15 protein-coding genes are annotated in these 14,189 nt (G+C 68.8%); 8 read left to right on the top strand and 7 right to left on the bottom strand.

What is annotated here, in order from left to right; all coding sequences use genetic code 11:
* Positions 1-10: 10 nt before the first annotated feature.
* Genes ASE28_RS12190 through minC form a run of 4 tightly spaced genes read right to left on the bottom strand, consistent with a single transcriptional unit; the run spans position 11 to position 2,369 of the window.
* On the bottom strand, positions 11-403 hold the full coding sequence (locus ASE28_RS12190; protein WP_057266773.1) for a VOC family protein: 393 nt from the start codon (positions 401-403) through the stop codon (positions 11-13).
* Positions 404-454: 51 nt separating this feature from the next.
* On the bottom strand, positions 455-721 hold the full coding sequence (gene minE / locus ASE28_RS12195; protein ID WP_056163087.1) for a cell division topological specificity factor MinE: 267 nt from the start codon (positions 719-721) through the stop codon (positions 455-457).
* Positions 722-724: 3 nt separating this feature from the next.
* On the bottom strand, positions 725-1,543 hold the full coding sequence (gene minD, locus ASE28_RS12200; protein WP_057200317.1) for a septum site-determining protein MinD: 819 nt from the start codon (positions 1,541-1,543) through the stop codon (positions 725-727).
* 4 nt (positions 1,544-1,547) lie between these two features.
* Positions 1,548-2,369 (bottom strand): septum site-determining protein MinC, encoded by an 822-nt coding sequence (gene minC, locus ASE28_RS12205; RefSeq protein ID WP_057200318.1) that lies wholly within the window; start codon positions 2,367-2,369, stop codon positions 1,548-1,550.
* Between the two features lie 150 nt (positions 2,370-2,519).
* Between minC and ASE28_RS12210 the strand changes: the two genes are divergently transcribed.
* A complete protein-coding gene (locus ASE28_RS12210; protein ID WP_057266774.1) occupies positions 2,520-3,443 on the top strand; it encodes a DMT family transporter in 924 nt (307 codons plus the stop codon).
* A gap of 174 nt (positions 3,444-3,617) precedes the next feature.
* Here ASE28_RS12210 and pssA read toward each other — a convergent pair whose 3' ends face one another.
* A complete protein-coding gene (gene pssA, locus ASE28_RS12215; protein WP_057266775.1) occupies positions 3,618-4,247 on the bottom strand; it encodes a CDP-diacylglycerol--serine O-phosphatidyltransferase in 630 nt (209 codons plus the stop codon).
* Positions 4,248-4,712: 465 nt separating this feature from the next.
* Between pssA and ASE28_RS12220 the strand changes: the two genes are divergently transcribed.
* Positions 4,713-6,584: an AMP-binding protein gene (locus tag ASE28_RS12220; protein WP_369818160.1), complete on the top strand. Its 1,872-nt coding sequence runs from the start codon at positions 4,713-4,715 to the stop codon at positions 6,582-6,584.
* A gap of 50 nt (positions 6,585-6,634) precedes the next feature.
* A complete protein-coding gene (locus ASE28_RS12225; protein ID WP_082604022.1) occupies positions 6,635-7,642 on the top strand; it encodes a tripartite tricarboxylate transporter substrate binding protein in 1,008 nt (335 codons plus the stop codon).
* Between the two features lie 122 nt (positions 7,643-7,764).
* On the opposite strand, the gene ASE28_RS12230 is transcribed toward ASE28_RS12225, so the two are convergent.
* Entirely contained in the window at positions 7,765-9,834 is a 2,070-nt protein-coding gene (locus tag ASE28_RS12230) for an acetoacetate--CoA ligase (RefSeq protein WP_057267282.1), read from the bottom strand.
* Positions 9,835-9,986: 152 nt separating this feature from the next.
* Entirely contained in the window at positions 9,987-10,226 is a 240-nt protein-coding gene (locus tag ASE28_RS12235) for a DUF6139 family protein (protein ID WP_057200323.1), read from the bottom strand.
* A gap of 139 nt (positions 10,227-10,365) precedes the next feature.
* Here ASE28_RS12235 and ASE28_RS12240 point away from each other — a divergent pair, with 139 nt between their 5' ends.
* From ASE28_RS12240 to ubiM, 5 genes are all read left to right on the top strand, one after another.
* Positions 10,366-10,971, top strand: coding sequence for a TetR/AcrR family transcriptional regulator (locus tag ASE28_RS12240; RefSeq protein WP_057266777.1), 606 nt, complete (start codon positions 10,366-10,368; stop codon positions 10,969-10,971).
* A 16-nt stretch (positions 10,972-10,987) separates the two neighbouring features.
* Complete coding sequence (locus ASE28_RS32010) at positions 10,988-11,164, top strand: hypothetical protein (RefSeq protein WP_157421955.1); 177 nt, start codon at positions 10,988-10,990, stop codon at positions 11,162-11,164.
* Positions 11,165-11,210: 46 nt separating this feature from the next.
* Positions 11,211-12,110 (top strand): alpha/beta fold hydrolase, encoded by a 900-nt coding sequence (locus ASE28_RS12245; protein ID WP_057266778.1) that lies wholly within the window; start codon positions 11,211-11,213, stop codon positions 12,108-12,110.
* Between the two features lie 211 nt (positions 12,111-12,321).
* Positions 12,322-12,759: a hypothetical protein gene (locus ASE28_RS12250; protein ID WP_057266779.1), complete on the top strand. Its 438-nt coding sequence runs from the start codon at positions 12,322-12,324 to the stop codon at positions 12,757-12,759.
* A gap of 73 nt (positions 12,760-12,832) precedes the next feature.
* Positions 12,833-14,104: a 5-demethoxyubiquinol-8 5-hydroxylase UbiM gene (ubiM, locus tag ASE28_RS12255; RefSeq protein ID WP_235516111.1), complete on the top strand. Its 1,272-nt coding sequence runs from the start codon at positions 12,833-12,835 to the stop codon at positions 14,102-14,104.
* The last annotated feature ends 85 nt before the right edge of the window (positions 14,105-14,189 follow it).

The following is a 14,189-nucleotide window of genomic DNA, read 5'->3' on the forward strand; positions in this document are numbered from 1 at the left end:
AGGAGGCTGTTCAGGCCGCACCGTGGCAGCACACGCACAGCTTGTTGCCATCCGGGTCGCGGAAATACGCCCCGTAGTAGTTCGCGTGGTACTGCGGCCGCAGGCCAGGCAAGCCTTCGCAGCTGCCGCCATGGCGCAGGGCCAGGGCATGGACTTCGTCCACGGTGGTGCGGTCATCCGCCAGCAACGCGTTCATGGCGCCATTGCCGGGGCTGGCGGCCTGCCCGTCGAACGGGCGGCCGATGAGGAACAGCGGGCGCGCCACGCCGGGCACCTGCCAGCCGGCCCAGGGCACCTGCGCTTCGCAAAAGCGCTGTACCAGGCCAAGACGCTCCAGCACCGGGCCATAGAAGGCCAGGGCGCGCTCGAAATCGTTCACGCCGATATGGACATGGGACAGCATGCGCCGATCTCCTCCTCAAGAATGCTCGCCGCACGACAGCGGCGCGAGACCTCAGCGCACGGTGTCGGGCAGCTCGATCTTGACCTCGAGCACTTCCAGGTTGTCCTGGCGTTCCAGGTGCACCTTGAGGTCTTCGGGGTTGATCTTCACGTACTTGGAGATCACGGCCACCAGTTCGCGCTGCAGCGCGGGCAGGTAGTCGGGCTCGGAGGCGTTGCGGCCGTTGCGTTCGTGCGCCAGGATGATCTGCAGACGCTCCTTGGCAACGCTGGCCGTCTTCTTCTTTTCACCAAGAAGAAAGGAAAGGAAGGATGCCATGGCTTACTTGCTCCCGAACAGGCGTTTGAAGAAGCCGGGCTTCTCCGCGTCGATGAAGCGCAGGGGCTTGTCGGTCTGGCCGAGGAAACGATCGATCACGTCCTTGTAGGCTTCCGAGACGTCGCTGCCCTGCGAATGGATGGCGGGCGTGCCCTGGTTGGACGACTGCAGCACCACCTCGGATTCGGGGATCACGCCGATGAGCTTGATGCGCAGGATGTCCTGGATGTCTTCGAGCGAGAGCATCTGCCCGTCTTCGACGCGGCTCGGGTTGTAGCGCGTAATGAGCAGATGCTCCTTGATCGGCTCGCCGCCCTCGATGGCGCGTTTGGTCTTGCTGCCCAGCATGCCCAGGATGCGGTCGGAGTCGCGCACCGAAGAGACTTCGGGGTTGGTGACCAGCAAGGCCTCGTCGGCGAAGTGCATGGCCATGAGGGCGCCGCTTTCGATGCCGGCAGGCGAATCGCAGACGATGTACTCGAAGCCCATTTCGGCGAGGTCCTTGAGGATCTTTTCCACGCCGTCCTGCTTGAGGGCGTCCTTGTCGCGCGTCTGGCTGGCGGCCAGCACGAACAGGTTATCGCACTGCTTGTCCTTGATGAGGGCCTGGTTCAGGTTGGCCTCGCCCTGGATCACGTTGATGAGGTCGTACACCACGCGGCGCTCGCAGCCCATGATCAGGTCCAGGTTGCGCAGGCCGACGTCAAAGTCGATCACGGCAGTCTTGTGCCCGCGCATGGCGAGGCCGGAGGCAAAGCTGGCGCTGGTGGTGGTCTTGCCCACACCACCCTTGCCGGAGGTCACGACGACGATTTTGGCCATGGGTTTATTGAATCTCTCTGGGGTTGATACGAACGGGATTGCGCAGCGGCTCGATGAAGAGCTTTTCGCCTTCCAGGCGCACCTGGGCCGGCCTGCCCGCGACGTCGTCGGGCAGTGCGGTCTCCGTCGTGCGGTAGATGCCTGCGATGGAGACCAGTTGCGGCTCCATGCAGGTGGAAAAGATGCGTGCTTCGGTGTTGCCGCGCGCGCCAGCGATGGCGCGCCCGCGCAGCGGGGCGTAGACGTGGATGTTGCCATCGGCAATCACCTCGGCGCCAAAGCTGACCATGGCCAGCACCACCAGGTCGGCGCCGCGCGCATAGACCTGCTGGCCCGAGCGCAGCGGCTTGTCGATGACCATGGTGCCGGGGCCGGCCACCGGCACTTCGCGTACCACCTCGATCTCGTGCACCACCTCGCGGATGACTTCCTGCACCTGGACCGGCGCCTCGGGCTCCGGTTCGGGGGCTGCGGCCGCCTCGGCACGGGCCGGGGGCGCATCGGGTACGGCCGCCAGGCCCACGGCGCGCGCGGCGTCCATCTGGGCGGCGCTGCCACCGCGCACGGCCACGGGCAGGGTGCGGTGTTCGCGCAGCACGGCGACGATGGCGGCGAAATCGATGGTTTCCTCGGACTCGCGCACCAGGGCCAGGTCGATCAGCACCGGATCGTTGTCGAAAAAGCCCGGGGCGTCGGCCACGCGCTCGACCAGATCGGCAGCGAACTGCGTGGCATCGGTGGTCTTGAGCAGCACGGCCACGACGGACAGCGATGCGCTCTTGAGGTCGAAGCGGGTGCGGGCCTGGGCCGCCGTGGAAAAGGCCATGAAATGGGAGGTTGGTAGAAGAAGCGCGCAAAAACAGGTAAAGAAGCCGCAAAGTGTACCGTGGGCCCGCAAATGCCCTGTCTCGGAGCGTATCAGGCCCGCGCCAGGCAGCGGCCTGCAGTGCTGGCGCACCCCTTCCATAATCGACCGATGTCCACTGCCCGCAAAACCCACCTCGATTCCCTGGCCGTCGGCCTGTTGCTTGCCTGCTGCATGTTCTGGGGCTTCCAGCAGGTGCTGGTCAAGGCCACGGTGGCCGAGGTGGCCCCGGTGTTCCAGGCCTTCGTGCGCTTCGTGCTGGCCGCCCTGGCCGTGGCCGCATGGTGCCTGTGGCGCGGCGTGCCCCTGTCCAGCCGCAGTGAACCCGCAGGCGCCCTGCGCGCCGGGCTGCTGGCCGGGGCCCTGTTCGCGGGCGAGTTCGCCTGCATCTATTTGGGCCTGCAGTACACCAGCGCCTCGCGGCTCACGGTGTTCCTGTACGGCGCACCGTTCTGGGTGGCGCTGCTGTTGCCGCACTTCATTCCCGGCGAGCGGCTGCGCGGCTGGCAGTGGCTGGGCCTGGCCGCGGCCTTCGTGGGCGTGGGGCTGGCCCTGGGCGACGGCATGGTCGGATCGGCGAATGCCGCCATGCCCCAGGCCTGGCTAGGCGACCTGCTGGGCGTGGCCGCCGGCCTGATGTGGGCGCTGACCACGGTGGTCATCCGCACCACGCCGCTGGCGCGCGTGGCCCCGGCCAAGCAGCTCTTTTACCAGGTGGGCGTGAGCGCCGCCGTGCTGCCCCTGCTGTCCCTGGCGCTGGGCGAGACCTGGACCTGGCACTTCAGCGCCTTTGCCTGGGGCTCGCTGCTGGTGCAGGCCCTGGTAGGCGCCTTCGTGAGCTACCTGGCCTGGATGTGGATGCTGGCCCACTACCCGGCCACCCGCATCTCGGTGTTCGTGTTCCTGACGCCGGTCTTCGCGCTGCTGTTCGGCGCCTGGTGGCTGGGCGAGCCGGTGACCACGGGGCTGGTGGTCGCCCTGGCGCTGGTGGCGGTGGGGATTGTGCTGGTCAATCGCAAGCCGGCAGTACCCTGAAAGTCTTGTGCGGCGATCCCGGGCGACCTTACGGGGCGCAGCATCGGCAATGGCGCTGCCCAAGCCAGGGCAGCCGCGCAAGGGCCGCCCCGCCGCGCTGGCTGCGTCCCCCTTCCCGAATGGCGCAGCCATTCGAGAGAAGGGGTGAAGGCGCGAAGCGACTCAGGGGGTTGTTCAGAATTTGGGAATGCGGATGCGGCTGATCATCAATGAGCCGGAAACCGCAAACAGCAGCACCAGCGGATGCAGCGTGAAACCGCCGACCAGCACCTTGCCGAACCACAGGTTCTCGCCGAGCGCACCCATGTAGCCGGCCAGGGCCAGCAGGGCCACGAGGACGATGGAGGTGGGGATGGGCGTGCCCTCGAAGTACCGGACCTTGCCGTCGTCGCCCGAGAGCGTTTCGGCCGTCACGTTGTAGCGCGCCAGGCGCGAGACGCCGCAGGCCACGAAGTAGGCCAGCACCACGCGGTCGTACAGGCCCTGCATGCCGCAGCCATAGGCCATGATGGCGGGCGCCACGCCGAACGAGATCACGTCGGCCAGTGAGTCGAGCTCGCGCCCCATGGCCGAACTCTTCTGGCGCCAGCGCGCGATGCGGCCGTCCAGCACGTCGAAGATCAGTGCCGCCAGCACCAGGGCGGCGGCAAAGTAGACGTGCAGCACATCCCCGGTCGCCAGGTAGGTCATGGCCGAGAACAGCGCACCGACGCCGCACACCGCGTTGCCCAGCGTGAACCAGTCGGCCAGGTGGAACTCGCGGATCATCGAAAAGCGCTTGGGATGGGGTTGGGGAGTGGTCATGTCGGGAGCGCTCCGGTCGCGCCAGGGAAAGTGGTGACGCCACATTATGGGCGGCTGCGCGCACCGCCCCTGTAGGCACACCACCCGCGCGAGTGCGGCCCGGCCCGACGGGCCGACCGACCAACCCCGCATTTCTCCCGGCAGAAGGAGGGCCGGGGCAATCCCTGCAGCGGGACTCCATGGACTGTCAAATATTCTTGAACAGAGTGTCCATGCTTTTATAGGATTGTCAAAAAATCGGCGCGCACCAACAATGGCCTCTCCACCTGTTTTTCAGGATGGACCCGATTTGCCAGGAGACAACACCATGCACACTGCCAGGAGCGCACAGTCGCCCGGCCTCAACCCTGCCGCGGCAGGCATGCGGGCCCCTGCTCCATGACGGCCACCATCAGTACTGCGCACGCGCGCCCGCCCCTGTCACCCCCTTTCGCGCCAGCGTTCCCCGTGCGCAGCCTGCAGGACGTGGAGCGCCTGGAAGCGTTGCCGCTGGCCCAGGCGCTGCCGGTGCAGAGCACCTACGAGATCTTCTGCAACTCGGCCCATGCCTTTGGCGACAAGACGGCGCTGAGCTTTCTGCCCACGGCCGACCCGGCGGACGAACCCGTGCGCTGGTCGTACGCGCAGTTGCTGGCCGGCATCCACCAGACGGCCAACCTCCTCCACGACCTGGGCGTTGCGCCCGGCGACGCCGTGGCCGTGTTGCTGCCCGGCTGCCTGGAATACCACCTGGCCCTGTGGGGCGGCGAGGCGGCCGGCATCGTGCAGCCGCTCAACCCGCTGCTCACGCCCGAAAAGCTGGCGTCCATGATGACCCTGGCCCGCGCCAAGGTGCTGATCGCCTATGGCGAGGACGGCGACTCGGGCTTCTGGACCAAGGCCATGGGCCTGCTCGGCCAGGTGCCCACGCTGCGTACCGTGCTGCGCGTGGCGCCGCACGGCGAGGCCCCAGGCGCGGCCGGCCCCCTGCCCAAGGGCGTGATCGACTTTGCCAGCCGCAGCGCCCAGCCCGATGACCGGCTGGTGAGCGGGCGGCGCATCGTGGCCGGCGACATCGCGGCCTACTTCCACACCGGCGGCACCACGGGCGCGCCCAAACTCGCGCGGCACAGCCATGGCGCGCAGGTGTTCACGGCCTGGGCGTGCGTGCAGATGCAGGGCATCCGGCCCGAGGACGCGGGCATCAACGGCTACCCGCTGTTCCACGTGGCCGGCGTGCTGCCCGGCGCGCTGGCCGCGCTCTCGGCCGGGGTGGAGACCATCATCCCCACCACCGGGCTGTTCCGCAACCGGCAGGTCATCGCCAACTACTGGCGCCTGGCCGAGCGCTACCGCTGCACCTACCTGTCGGCCGTGCCCACGGTGCTGGCCGCGCTGGCCAATGTGCCACTGGACGGCGCCGACATTTCGACCCTGCGCTACTGCCGCACCGGTGCGGCGGTGCTGGCGCCCGAGCTCGCGGCGCGCTTTACGCGCCTCTTTGGCCTGCATGTGCACGAGAGCCTGGGCATGACGGAGATGGCGGGCATCTCCACCATCACGCCGCCGGGCGTGAACGCGCCTGCGGGCTGCGTGGGCTGGCGCCTGCCGTACGTGCGGCTGCGCATCGTGGCGCTGGATGCGCAGGGCAATGCCTCGGACCAGGAGATGCCACCCGGCCAGCCGGGCATGGTGCTGTTTCACTCGCCCAACCTGTTCTCGGGGTTTCTCGATGCGGCCGACACGGCCAGGGCCTTCACCGCCGACGGCTGGCTGGCCACGGGCGACCTGGGGTTCGTCGATGCCGATGGCCGGCTGCACCTGAGCGGGCGCTCCAAGGACCTCATCATCCGCAGCGGCCACAACATCGACCCGAAGGTGATCGAAGACGCCCTGGGCGCCCACCCCGCCGTGCAACTGTGCGCTGCCGTGGGTGCGCCCGATGCCTATGCGGGCGAGCTGCCCGTGGTGTTCGCCACGCTGGTGCCGGGCCAGCAGGCCAGCGAGGCCGAGCTGCTCGACTTCGCCAGTGCAGGCGTGGACGAGGCCGTGGCCCGGCCGCGCCGCATCACTGTGCTGGACACCATGCCCGTGACCAACGTGGGCAAGATCTACAAGCCCGCCCTGCGCCTGCAGGCCGCCTGCCAGACCGTGCAGGCGCTGGTCGACGGCGTGTGCACCGAGCTTGCCGTGACCGGGCGCCCCGCCGTACAGGCCGAGGGCGAGAGCGCCGTGCGTGTCACCGTCGATGCCGCCACGGCAGGCCTGAATGCACAGGCACTGTGCGAACGCCTGCGCCAGGTGCTGGAGCCCCTGCCCGTCAAGGTGCAGGTAGCGCTGTCACCACCCGGGGCCTGAGATTTTTTCACCGAGCGACCACCGATAACGATTCCAGGAGACAAGACACCATGCCCATTTCCCCTTCCACCCTCCAGCGGCGCACCTGGCTCGGCGCAGCCGCCCTGGCCCTCGGCACCCTCGCTGGCACGGCCGCGCTGGCCCAGCAGCCGGCCTACCCCACCAAACCCATCAAGGTGATCGTGCCCTTTGCCCCGGGCGGCGCCACCGACGTGCTGGCCCGTGTGCTCGCCGAGAAGATGGCAGTCGGCCTGGGCCAGCCCCTGGTCATCGACAACAAGCCGGGCGCGGCCGGCATCATCGGCACCGATGCTGTCGCCAAGGCCGCGCCCGATGGCTACACCATCGTGCTGGGCCTGAGCAATTCGCTGCTCACCAACCAGTTCCTCTACGAAAAGCTGCCTTATGACCCGCAGCGCGACCTGGCGCTGATCTACCAGATCGCCATCGCCCCGCTGGTGCTGGTCACCCACCCCAGCGTACCGGTCAGCACCGGCCCCGAACTGCTCAAGTACGCCGCCGCCAACAAGGGTAAGGTGGCCTATGGCTCCTACGGCACGGGCGCCTACCCGCATCTGGCCGGCGCCTACATGAGCCTGACCCAGAACGCCGACATGAGCCACGTGGCCTACCGGGGCGAGGCGCCCATGGTGCAGGACCTGATCGGCGGCCAGATCCAGATGGCCTACGCCAGCGCCCTGGTGGCCAAGGCGCACATCGACGCCGGCAAGCTCAAGGCGCTGGGCGTGACAGGCGAGCGGCGCATGGGCATCCTGCCCAACGTGCCCACGCTGGCCGAGCAGGGCATGACCGACGAGGCCTACCGCGTGGCCGGCTGGCTGGCCTTTGCCGCGCCGGCGAACACGCCACCGGCGATCCTGGAACGCCTGGCAGCCGAAGTGCGCAAGGCCGTGCAGCTGCCCGACGTGGCACAGCGCATCGCGGGCATGGGCTTCGAGGCCAAGGCCAGCTCGCCAGCCGAGTTCAAGGCCGCGTACATGAAGGAGCGGCCGGTGTGGGAGCGTTTGATCAAGCAGTCGGGCGCAAAGCTCGACTGACCCTCTGAGCTGCTTCGCAGCATCCCCCCTGAAAGGGGGACGCCCCCCGGTGCGGCGGGGCGGCCCTCGCACGGGGGCACTGGCCTGCGCCGTGCCTCCTCAGAGGCTGGCTTCCCCTACCCCTAGGTCGCGCCCGCGGCTCGCTGGTTGGCAAACTCCACATACCAGTCCAGGCAACCCGGGTTGGCCATGGCGTCCTTGTTGACGACCTTCTCGATGGGCTGGCCCAGCAGGAGTTTCTTGATGGGCAGCTCCTGCTTCTTGCCGCTCAGGGTGCGCGGAATCTCGGGCACCTGGAAGATGTCGTCGGGCACGAAGCGTGGGCTCAGTGCGGTGCGCACGGCGTTGTTCAGGCGCTGGCGCATGGCCTCGTCGAGCGCCACGCCCTCGCGCAGCACCACGAACAGCGGCATGTAGCTTTCGCGGCCCAGGTATTCGAGGTCGACCACCATGCTGTCGAGCACCTCGGGCAGGGCCTCCACCGCGCTGTAGATCTCGCTCGTGCCCATGCGCAGGCCGTGGCGGTTGATGGTGGCGTCGGATCGACCGTAGATGATGCAGCCGCCCGTGCGGCCATCGATCCTGAGCCAGTCGCCATGGCGCCAGACGGCGCCGGCCTCAGGCCCCGTGTCGCCGCCGCCGGGCCGGCGGCCATGGCCGGGCGGGTACATGTCGAAGTAGCTTGAGAGGTAGCGTTCGCCTTTCGGATCGTTCAGCAGGTACAGCGGCATGGAAGGGATGGGCTGCACGCAGACCAGCTCGCCGACCTCGTCTTTCACCGGCTCGCCCTGGGCGTTCCACGATTCCACGGCGGCGCCCAGCATGCGGCACTGCATTTCGCCGGGCACCTGGGGCATCTCGCGGTGGCCGCCGATGAAGGCACCGCAAAAATCCGTGCCGCCCGAAATGTTGTTCCACCAGATGTCCGGCGTGCCGATGCGCGCGAACTGCGCCGTGCCCCAGGCCTGCACCTCTGGCGAGAGCGGGGAGCCCGTGGTGCCCAGGGCCCGCACGCGCGAGAGGTCGCCACAGTCGGCCAGCGCGAGCCCCGACTTCATGCAGTTGGCGAAGAAGGCCGCGCCCGCGCCGAAGAAGGTCACCCCCGTCTCGGCCGCAAAGCGCCACAGCGTGCCCCAGTCGGGTTGGTCCTTGCTGCCGCCCGGGTTGCCGTCGTAGATGACGCAGGTGGTGCCTGAGAGCAGGCCGCTGGCCTGGGCGTTCCACATCACCCAGCCGGTGGAGCTGTACCAGTGGTAGCGCTCGCCGAAGCTGTTGGCCTCGTAGCTGCAGCCGATGTCGTTGTGCAGCACCTTGAGCTGCAGCGCCACCAGCACCATGCCGCCGTGACCGTGCACGATGGGCTTGGGCAGGCCGGTGGTGCCGCTGGAGTAGACGATCCACAGCGGGTGGTCGAACGGCATCCATTCGGGCTCGAAGGCATCGACCGCCGCGCCGCTGGCGGCCACATCAGCCGCCCAGTCGGACCAGCCGGGCAGCGTGGCACCGGCGTCGAGGTTGGGCACCAGGACGGCGTGCTGCACGCTGGGCAGGGCCGCGCGCAGCTCGGTGAGCACGCCGGTGCGGTCGTGGTCGCGGGCGCCATAGGTGATGCCGTCCACGCCGATCAGCACCTTGGGCTCGATCTGGCGAAAGCGGTCGAGCACGGCGTTGGTGCCCATGTCGGGCGCACAGATGCTCCAGACGGCACCGATGCTCACCGTGGCCAGCATGGCCACCATGGCCTCGGGGATGTTGGGCAGGTAGGCGGCCACGCGGTCGCCCGGTTGCACGCCGTGGGCCTTGAGGTGCAGCGCCAGCGAGGCCACCTGGCGGCGCAGCTCGGGCCAGGCCAGCTCGCGGTGCTGGCCTTTCTCGTTGCGGCTGACGATGGCCGGCAGGCCGGCGGCATGGGCCGCCTGCACATGGCGCAGCGCCTGGCGTGCGTAGTTGAGCCGCACGCCTGGGAACCATTCGGCCCCCGGCATGGTGTTGCGTGCCAACGCCACGGTGGGCGGGGCGGGCGATTCGATCTCGAAGTAGTCCCAGACGCTGTGCCAGAAGGCATCGAGCTCGGTGGTGGACCAGCGCCACAGCGCGTCGTAGCTGTCGAAGGCCAGGCCGCGCTGGTCGCGCAGCCAGTCCTGGTACAGGCGGATCTGCGGAATGAAAGGGGGGATATTTTTTGTCTCCATGGCGACGCAGCGTACCAGCGCTGGCCCCTGCGTGCCACGGCGCATCGTCTCCGGATTGACACCCGCTCCCGGTCACGCCCCAGAAGGGCCGTGCGCTGCTGCGGCAGTCCTGTCAAACCTGCACGGGCAACCAGCTGCGCAAGCAGCCGATATCAGTCGCCTTCCGGCTCGTGCAGGCCCGTGATGGCGTAGCCTTTTTCCTTGAATTGGGCGCCGGGCTTGACGATGCCGTAGTGCTCCCAGCGCTCGGCTTCTTCGTCCAGGTCCTGGCCTTTCACCTCCGTGTCCCAGTCGGTGTTGGTCGCTTCCTCCGGGATGCGCCTTCCTTCCGGCACGGCAAGGTGGGTAAAACGGCCCTCGGCTTCGGCCCGACGATAGATGTCCACGCGCATGGTTGGTCCTTTGGCGGTTACAAAGGGCCCACTCTACTGCCCATGGCCGCCAGTCGCCGTAGGAAAAACTCTCGCTGCCGGAAGGGCCATGCAGGAACAGGCTGTTTTGTTTTTAGCACAGTTGTGCTAAATTTCAACCATGGACGCCAAGACTCAGAAAGCCGAGCTCACGCGCGCCGCCATCATTGGCGCCGCGCTGGATGTGGCTGCGGCCGACGGGCTCGAATCCATCACCCTGCAGGCCGTGGCCGACCGGGTGGGCCTGTCCAAGAGCGGCGTCTTCTCACGTGCTGGTTCGCGCGAGGCGCTGCAGAAGGCCGTGATCGAAGAGTACGGCCGCAGCTTCCTGGCCCAGGTGTTCGTGCCCGCCATGCAGCAGCCCAAGGGCCTGCCCCGCCTGAACGAGATCGTGCGCCGCTGGATCGCCCGCACGCGCGATGTGGAGGCCTTCACGGGCTGCATCTACATCGCCGGCGCTTTCGAACTCGACGACCGCAGCGGCGAGCTCCGGGACCTGCTGCACACCGAAATCACGCGCTGGCGCGCCGCGCTGCGCCGCACCGTGCTGCAGGCCATCGAGGCCGGGCACCTGCCTGTCGGCACCCCGGCCGACCAACTGGTCGCGGAGATCTACTCCATGCTGATGGGCCTGTTGCACGACGTCCGCTTCCTGCGCGATCCCCAGGCACCGCACCGCACCGAGGCGTCCTGGGCGCGCCTCGTCAAGAGTTACCAGACCGCCTGACACCCCGGTGCATGCCGTGGAAACCTTTGCTATTTGTTCGTCCAAATTTCGCACAACCGTGCGAAGAAATAAAATTCCCATGCTGATCCTTTGTGGCATTGCGGCAATCGCCGTCATCGCGGGCGCCCTCCATGCGCTGCGCAGGGCAATTGACGGCCTTCCGCGCAGCAACCGCGACTGGGTCTTCTACTGACCCGCCGCCGGCCGCCCACCCCTTCCACTTGTCCCGGAGCCCCACCATGAGCCAATCCACTGCCCTGCAGGCCACCTCGAACTTCTACGGCGCGCATGCCGGCATGCGCCTGGTGCGCCTGGCACTGGGCACGGCGCAGCGCCTGTGGCCCCGGCTTGCCGTGCGCAGCGCCTACCGCCTCTTCGGCACGCCCCTGCCCTTGCGCAAGAGCGGCCACCGGGCCCCGCCCGCCGCAGGCTGGCAAGCAGAGCGCTGGCCTTTCGAGGATGCGGAGATCACGCTCTACACCCGCAGCAACCTGTCCGCCGATGGCCCGGTGGTGTTGCTGTCCCACGGCTGGGGCGGGCACGCGCGGCACATGCTGGCCCTGGCCGAGGCCCTGGCTGCGCGCGGCATGCGCCCCGTGCTGGTGGACCTGCCCGCCCACGGCGGCAGCCGGGGGCGGGTGAGCAACTTGCCGCAGTTTGCCCGCGCCATCGAGTACGCCACGGCGCGCCTACAGGCCCGGGGCGACACGCTGGCTGCCGTCGTGGCGCACTCGCTGGCGGCGAACGCAGCGGCCCATGCGGCGAGCCGGGGCCTGCCCGCCGCCCGCCTGGTGCTGCTGGCACCGCCGGCATCGCCGCGCGAGTACACCCGGCTGTTCGCGCAGGTGTTCGGCCTGACCGAGACCACGCGCGCCGCCATGGAGCGGCACATCGAGGCGCGCGAAGGCATCCTCATGCCCCAGTTCGAACCCCAGGCCGTGGGGCCACGCATCGCCCTGCCCACGCTGGTCGTGCACGACCGGGGCGACCGCATCAACCGCTTTGCCGATGGCGAGGCCTACCGCGACCACATCGCGGGCGCGCAGCTGCTGGCCACCGACGGGCTGGGCCACCGCAAGCTGTTGCAGGACGAGGCAGTGCTGCGCGCCGTGGCGGATTTCATACGGAAGACCCCCTGAGTCGCTTCGCGCCTTCCCCCTTTAAGGGGACGCCCCCAGCGCAAGCGCTGGATACGCCGCCTCCGCGGCGGGGCGGCCCTTGCGCGGGGGCACTGGCCTTGGCCACGCCAGTACCGTGCGTTGCGGGTTATACGACGCACCATGAAAAACCGATAGGACCCGGCCTGCAGGCCTATGATCGGTAGCCTGTTCTTGCCGACCCGAATTCCCGATGCCCCTGCTCATGTCTGCCTGGCCCATCCTGGTCTGGGTGTTGCTCGCCCTGGTCGTGCTGTCCGCCCTCTTCTTCCTGGCCAAGGGCGACCGACGGGCCTTTGCGCAACTGCTGGGCCTGGTGGCCTGTTTCCTGATCGGCGCGCTGCTCATGGAGTTCATGCTCTTCATGGCGGCACGCATGTCGCGCACGGGCGGTGTGCAGGGCACTCCAGTGCTGGGCGACGGCACGCGCCAGCTGCTGCAGACCATTGCCAACCCACGCTCCATCACGGCACCGCCGCTGTCGCTGGCCGCAGTAGCTGCGTATTCCGTGCCGCTGTCCTTCCTGTGGCTGCTGGTGGCCTGGGTGCTGCACCTGCGCGGCGGCGGCAAGCCGGGTGCTGGCAAGAAGAAAAAGCCGGCCAAGGCATCCAGCAAGTCGCGCAAGGCTTGACCCAGGGCAAAGCCCCTGCTGGCACGGGGGCAGCACAATGGGCACGCATCCACAGCGGATGCGTCCTAATGCCATGACTTCCCGAAGTGACGTTCTCATCGTGGGCGGCGGCCCCGCCGGGCTTTCGCTCGCCATTGCCCTGGCGCAGGCCGGCTTCAGCACCACGGTGGTGGAGCAGCAGCCCGAGGCGGCGCTGGCCAACCCAGCACCCGATGGCCGCGAGATCGCGCTCACCCACCCCAGCGTGGCCACCTTGCAGCGCCTGGGCACCTGGGCCGGCCTGCAGGCGCATGAGCGTGGGGAGATCTGCGAGGCGCAGGTGCACGATGGCCCGCTCGGCCGCCACGGCCCCCTGCAGCTGCACACCGGCGGCGCGCAGGCCCTGGGTGCCATCGTCTCCAACCACGCGCTGCGGCGCACGGCCCATGCAGTGGCGGCGCGCACGGCGGGCGTGCACATTCTCAGCGGCGCGCAGGTGCACCGGGTCGTCACCGATGCCGACCATGCCGAACTCGACTGCACGCTGGCCCCGGCCGAGGGCACGGGCGCCTCGCAAACGCTGCAGCTGCGCGCACCCCTGCTGGTGGCGGCCGACAGCCGCTTTTCGGCCACGCGCCGCCAGTTGGGCATCGGCGCGGACATCACCGACTTCGGCCGCACGGTCATCGTCTGCCGCATGCGCCATGCACTGCCCCATGGCGGCACGGCCCACGAATGCTTTGGCTACGAGCGCACGCTGGCGATCCTGCCCCTGCCCGACGCCCCGGATGGCCAGCCCGTGTGCTCGGTGGTGGTCACGGCCGGGGCCGCCGATGCCGCTGCCCTGATGGCCTTGTCGCCCGAGGCCTTTGCCGTGCAGGTGCAGGCCCAGTTCGAGCACCGGCTGGGACCGATGGCACTGGAGGGCCAGCGCCATGCCTACCCGCTGGTCGGCGTGTATGCCCGGCGCTTTGCCGGGCCGCGCTGCGCGCTGCTGGGCGATGCGGCCGTGGGCATGCACCCGGTGACGGCCCATGGCTTCAACCTCGGGCTTGCGGGCGTGGAGCGTCTGGTCGGCGCTCTGGTCGCAGGCCGCCACCTGGGCCACGACCCGGGCCACGGGGCTGCCCTGGCCCGCTATGCCAGCGCCCACCACCGCCATGCCTGGCCGATGTACCAGGGCACGAATGCCATCGTGCGCTTGTACACCGATGCCCGGCCCGTGCCGCGCCTGCTGCGCCAGGGCGTGCTGCAGCTGGCTCGGCGCCTGCCGCCGCTGCAGGCGGCCATCGTGGGGCAGCTCACCGGGCGCATGGGCGCGCTCGCTCCCGCGCCGCACCGGACCGCGCTGCGGCCCTGGGACTGAAAAGCCTGGCCTAAGAGCGGCCAACAAAACTCAGCGAAGCGGTTCTGGCTAGGCGCTGCGTCGCAGGCAGTACGAGCAGTACGAC

The sequence above is a fragment of the Acidovorax sp. Root219 genome (genome assembly GCF_001428665.1).
Lineage (GTDB): Bacteria > Pseudomonadota > Gammaproteobacteria > Burkholderiales > Burkholderiaceae_C > Acidovorax.

What these genes read in the sequence shown, in the direction of transcription:
- ASE28_RS12190 (WP_057266773.1), bottom strand. Translation starts at nt 403, where the DNA reads ATGCTGTCCCATGTCCATATCGGCGTGAACGATTTCGAGCGCGCCCTG.
- minE (WP_056163087.1), bottom strand. Translation starts at nt 721, where the DNA reads ATGGCATCCTTCCTTTCCTTTCTTCTTGGTGAAAAGAAGAAGACGGCC.
- minD (WP_057200317.1), bottom strand. Translation starts at nt 1,543, where the DNA reads ATGGCCAAAATCGTCGTCGTGACCTCCGGCAAGGGTGGTGTGGGCAAG.
- minC (WP_057200318.1), bottom strand. Translation starts at nt 2,369, where the DNA reads ATGGCCTTTTCCACGGCGGCCCAGGCCCGCACCCGCTTCGACCTCAAG.
- ASE28_RS12210 (WP_057266774.1), top strand. Translation starts at nt 2,520, where the DNA reads ATGTCCACTGCCCGCAAAACCCACCTCGATTCCCTGGCCGTCGGCCTG.
- pssA (WP_057266775.1), bottom strand. Translation starts at nt 4,247, where the DNA reads ATGACCACTCCCCAACCCCATCCCAAGCGCTTTTCGATGATCCGCGAG.
- ASE28_RS12225 (WP_082604022.1), top strand. Translation starts at nt 6,635, where the DNA reads ATGCCCATTTCCCCTTCCACCCTCCAGCGGCGCACCTGGCTCGGCGCA.
- ASE28_RS12230 (WP_057267282.1), bottom strand. Translation starts at nt 9,834, where the DNA reads ATGGAGACAAAAAATATCCCCCCTTTCATTCCGCAGATCCGCCTGTAC.
- ASE28_RS12235 (WP_057200323.1), bottom strand. Translation starts at nt 10,226, where the DNA reads ATGCGCGTGGACATCTATCGTCGGGCCGAAGCCGAGGGCCGTTTTACC.
- ASE28_RS12240 (WP_057266777.1), top strand. Translation starts at nt 10,366, where the DNA reads ATGGACGCCAAGACTCAGAAAGCCGAGCTCACGCGCGCCGCCATCATT.
- ASE28_RS12245 (WP_057266778.1), top strand. Translation starts at nt 11,211, where the DNA reads ATGAGCCAATCCACTGCCCTGCAGGCCACCTCGAACTTCTACGGCGCG.
- ASE28_RS12250 (WP_057266779.1), top strand. Translation starts at nt 12,322, where the DNA reads ATGCCCCTGCTCATGTCTGCCTGGCCCATCCTGGTCTGGGTGTTGCTC.
- ubiM (WP_235516111.1), top strand. Translation starts at nt 12,833, where the DNA reads ATGACTTCCCGAAGTGACGTTCTCATCGTGGGCGGCGGCCCCGCCGGG.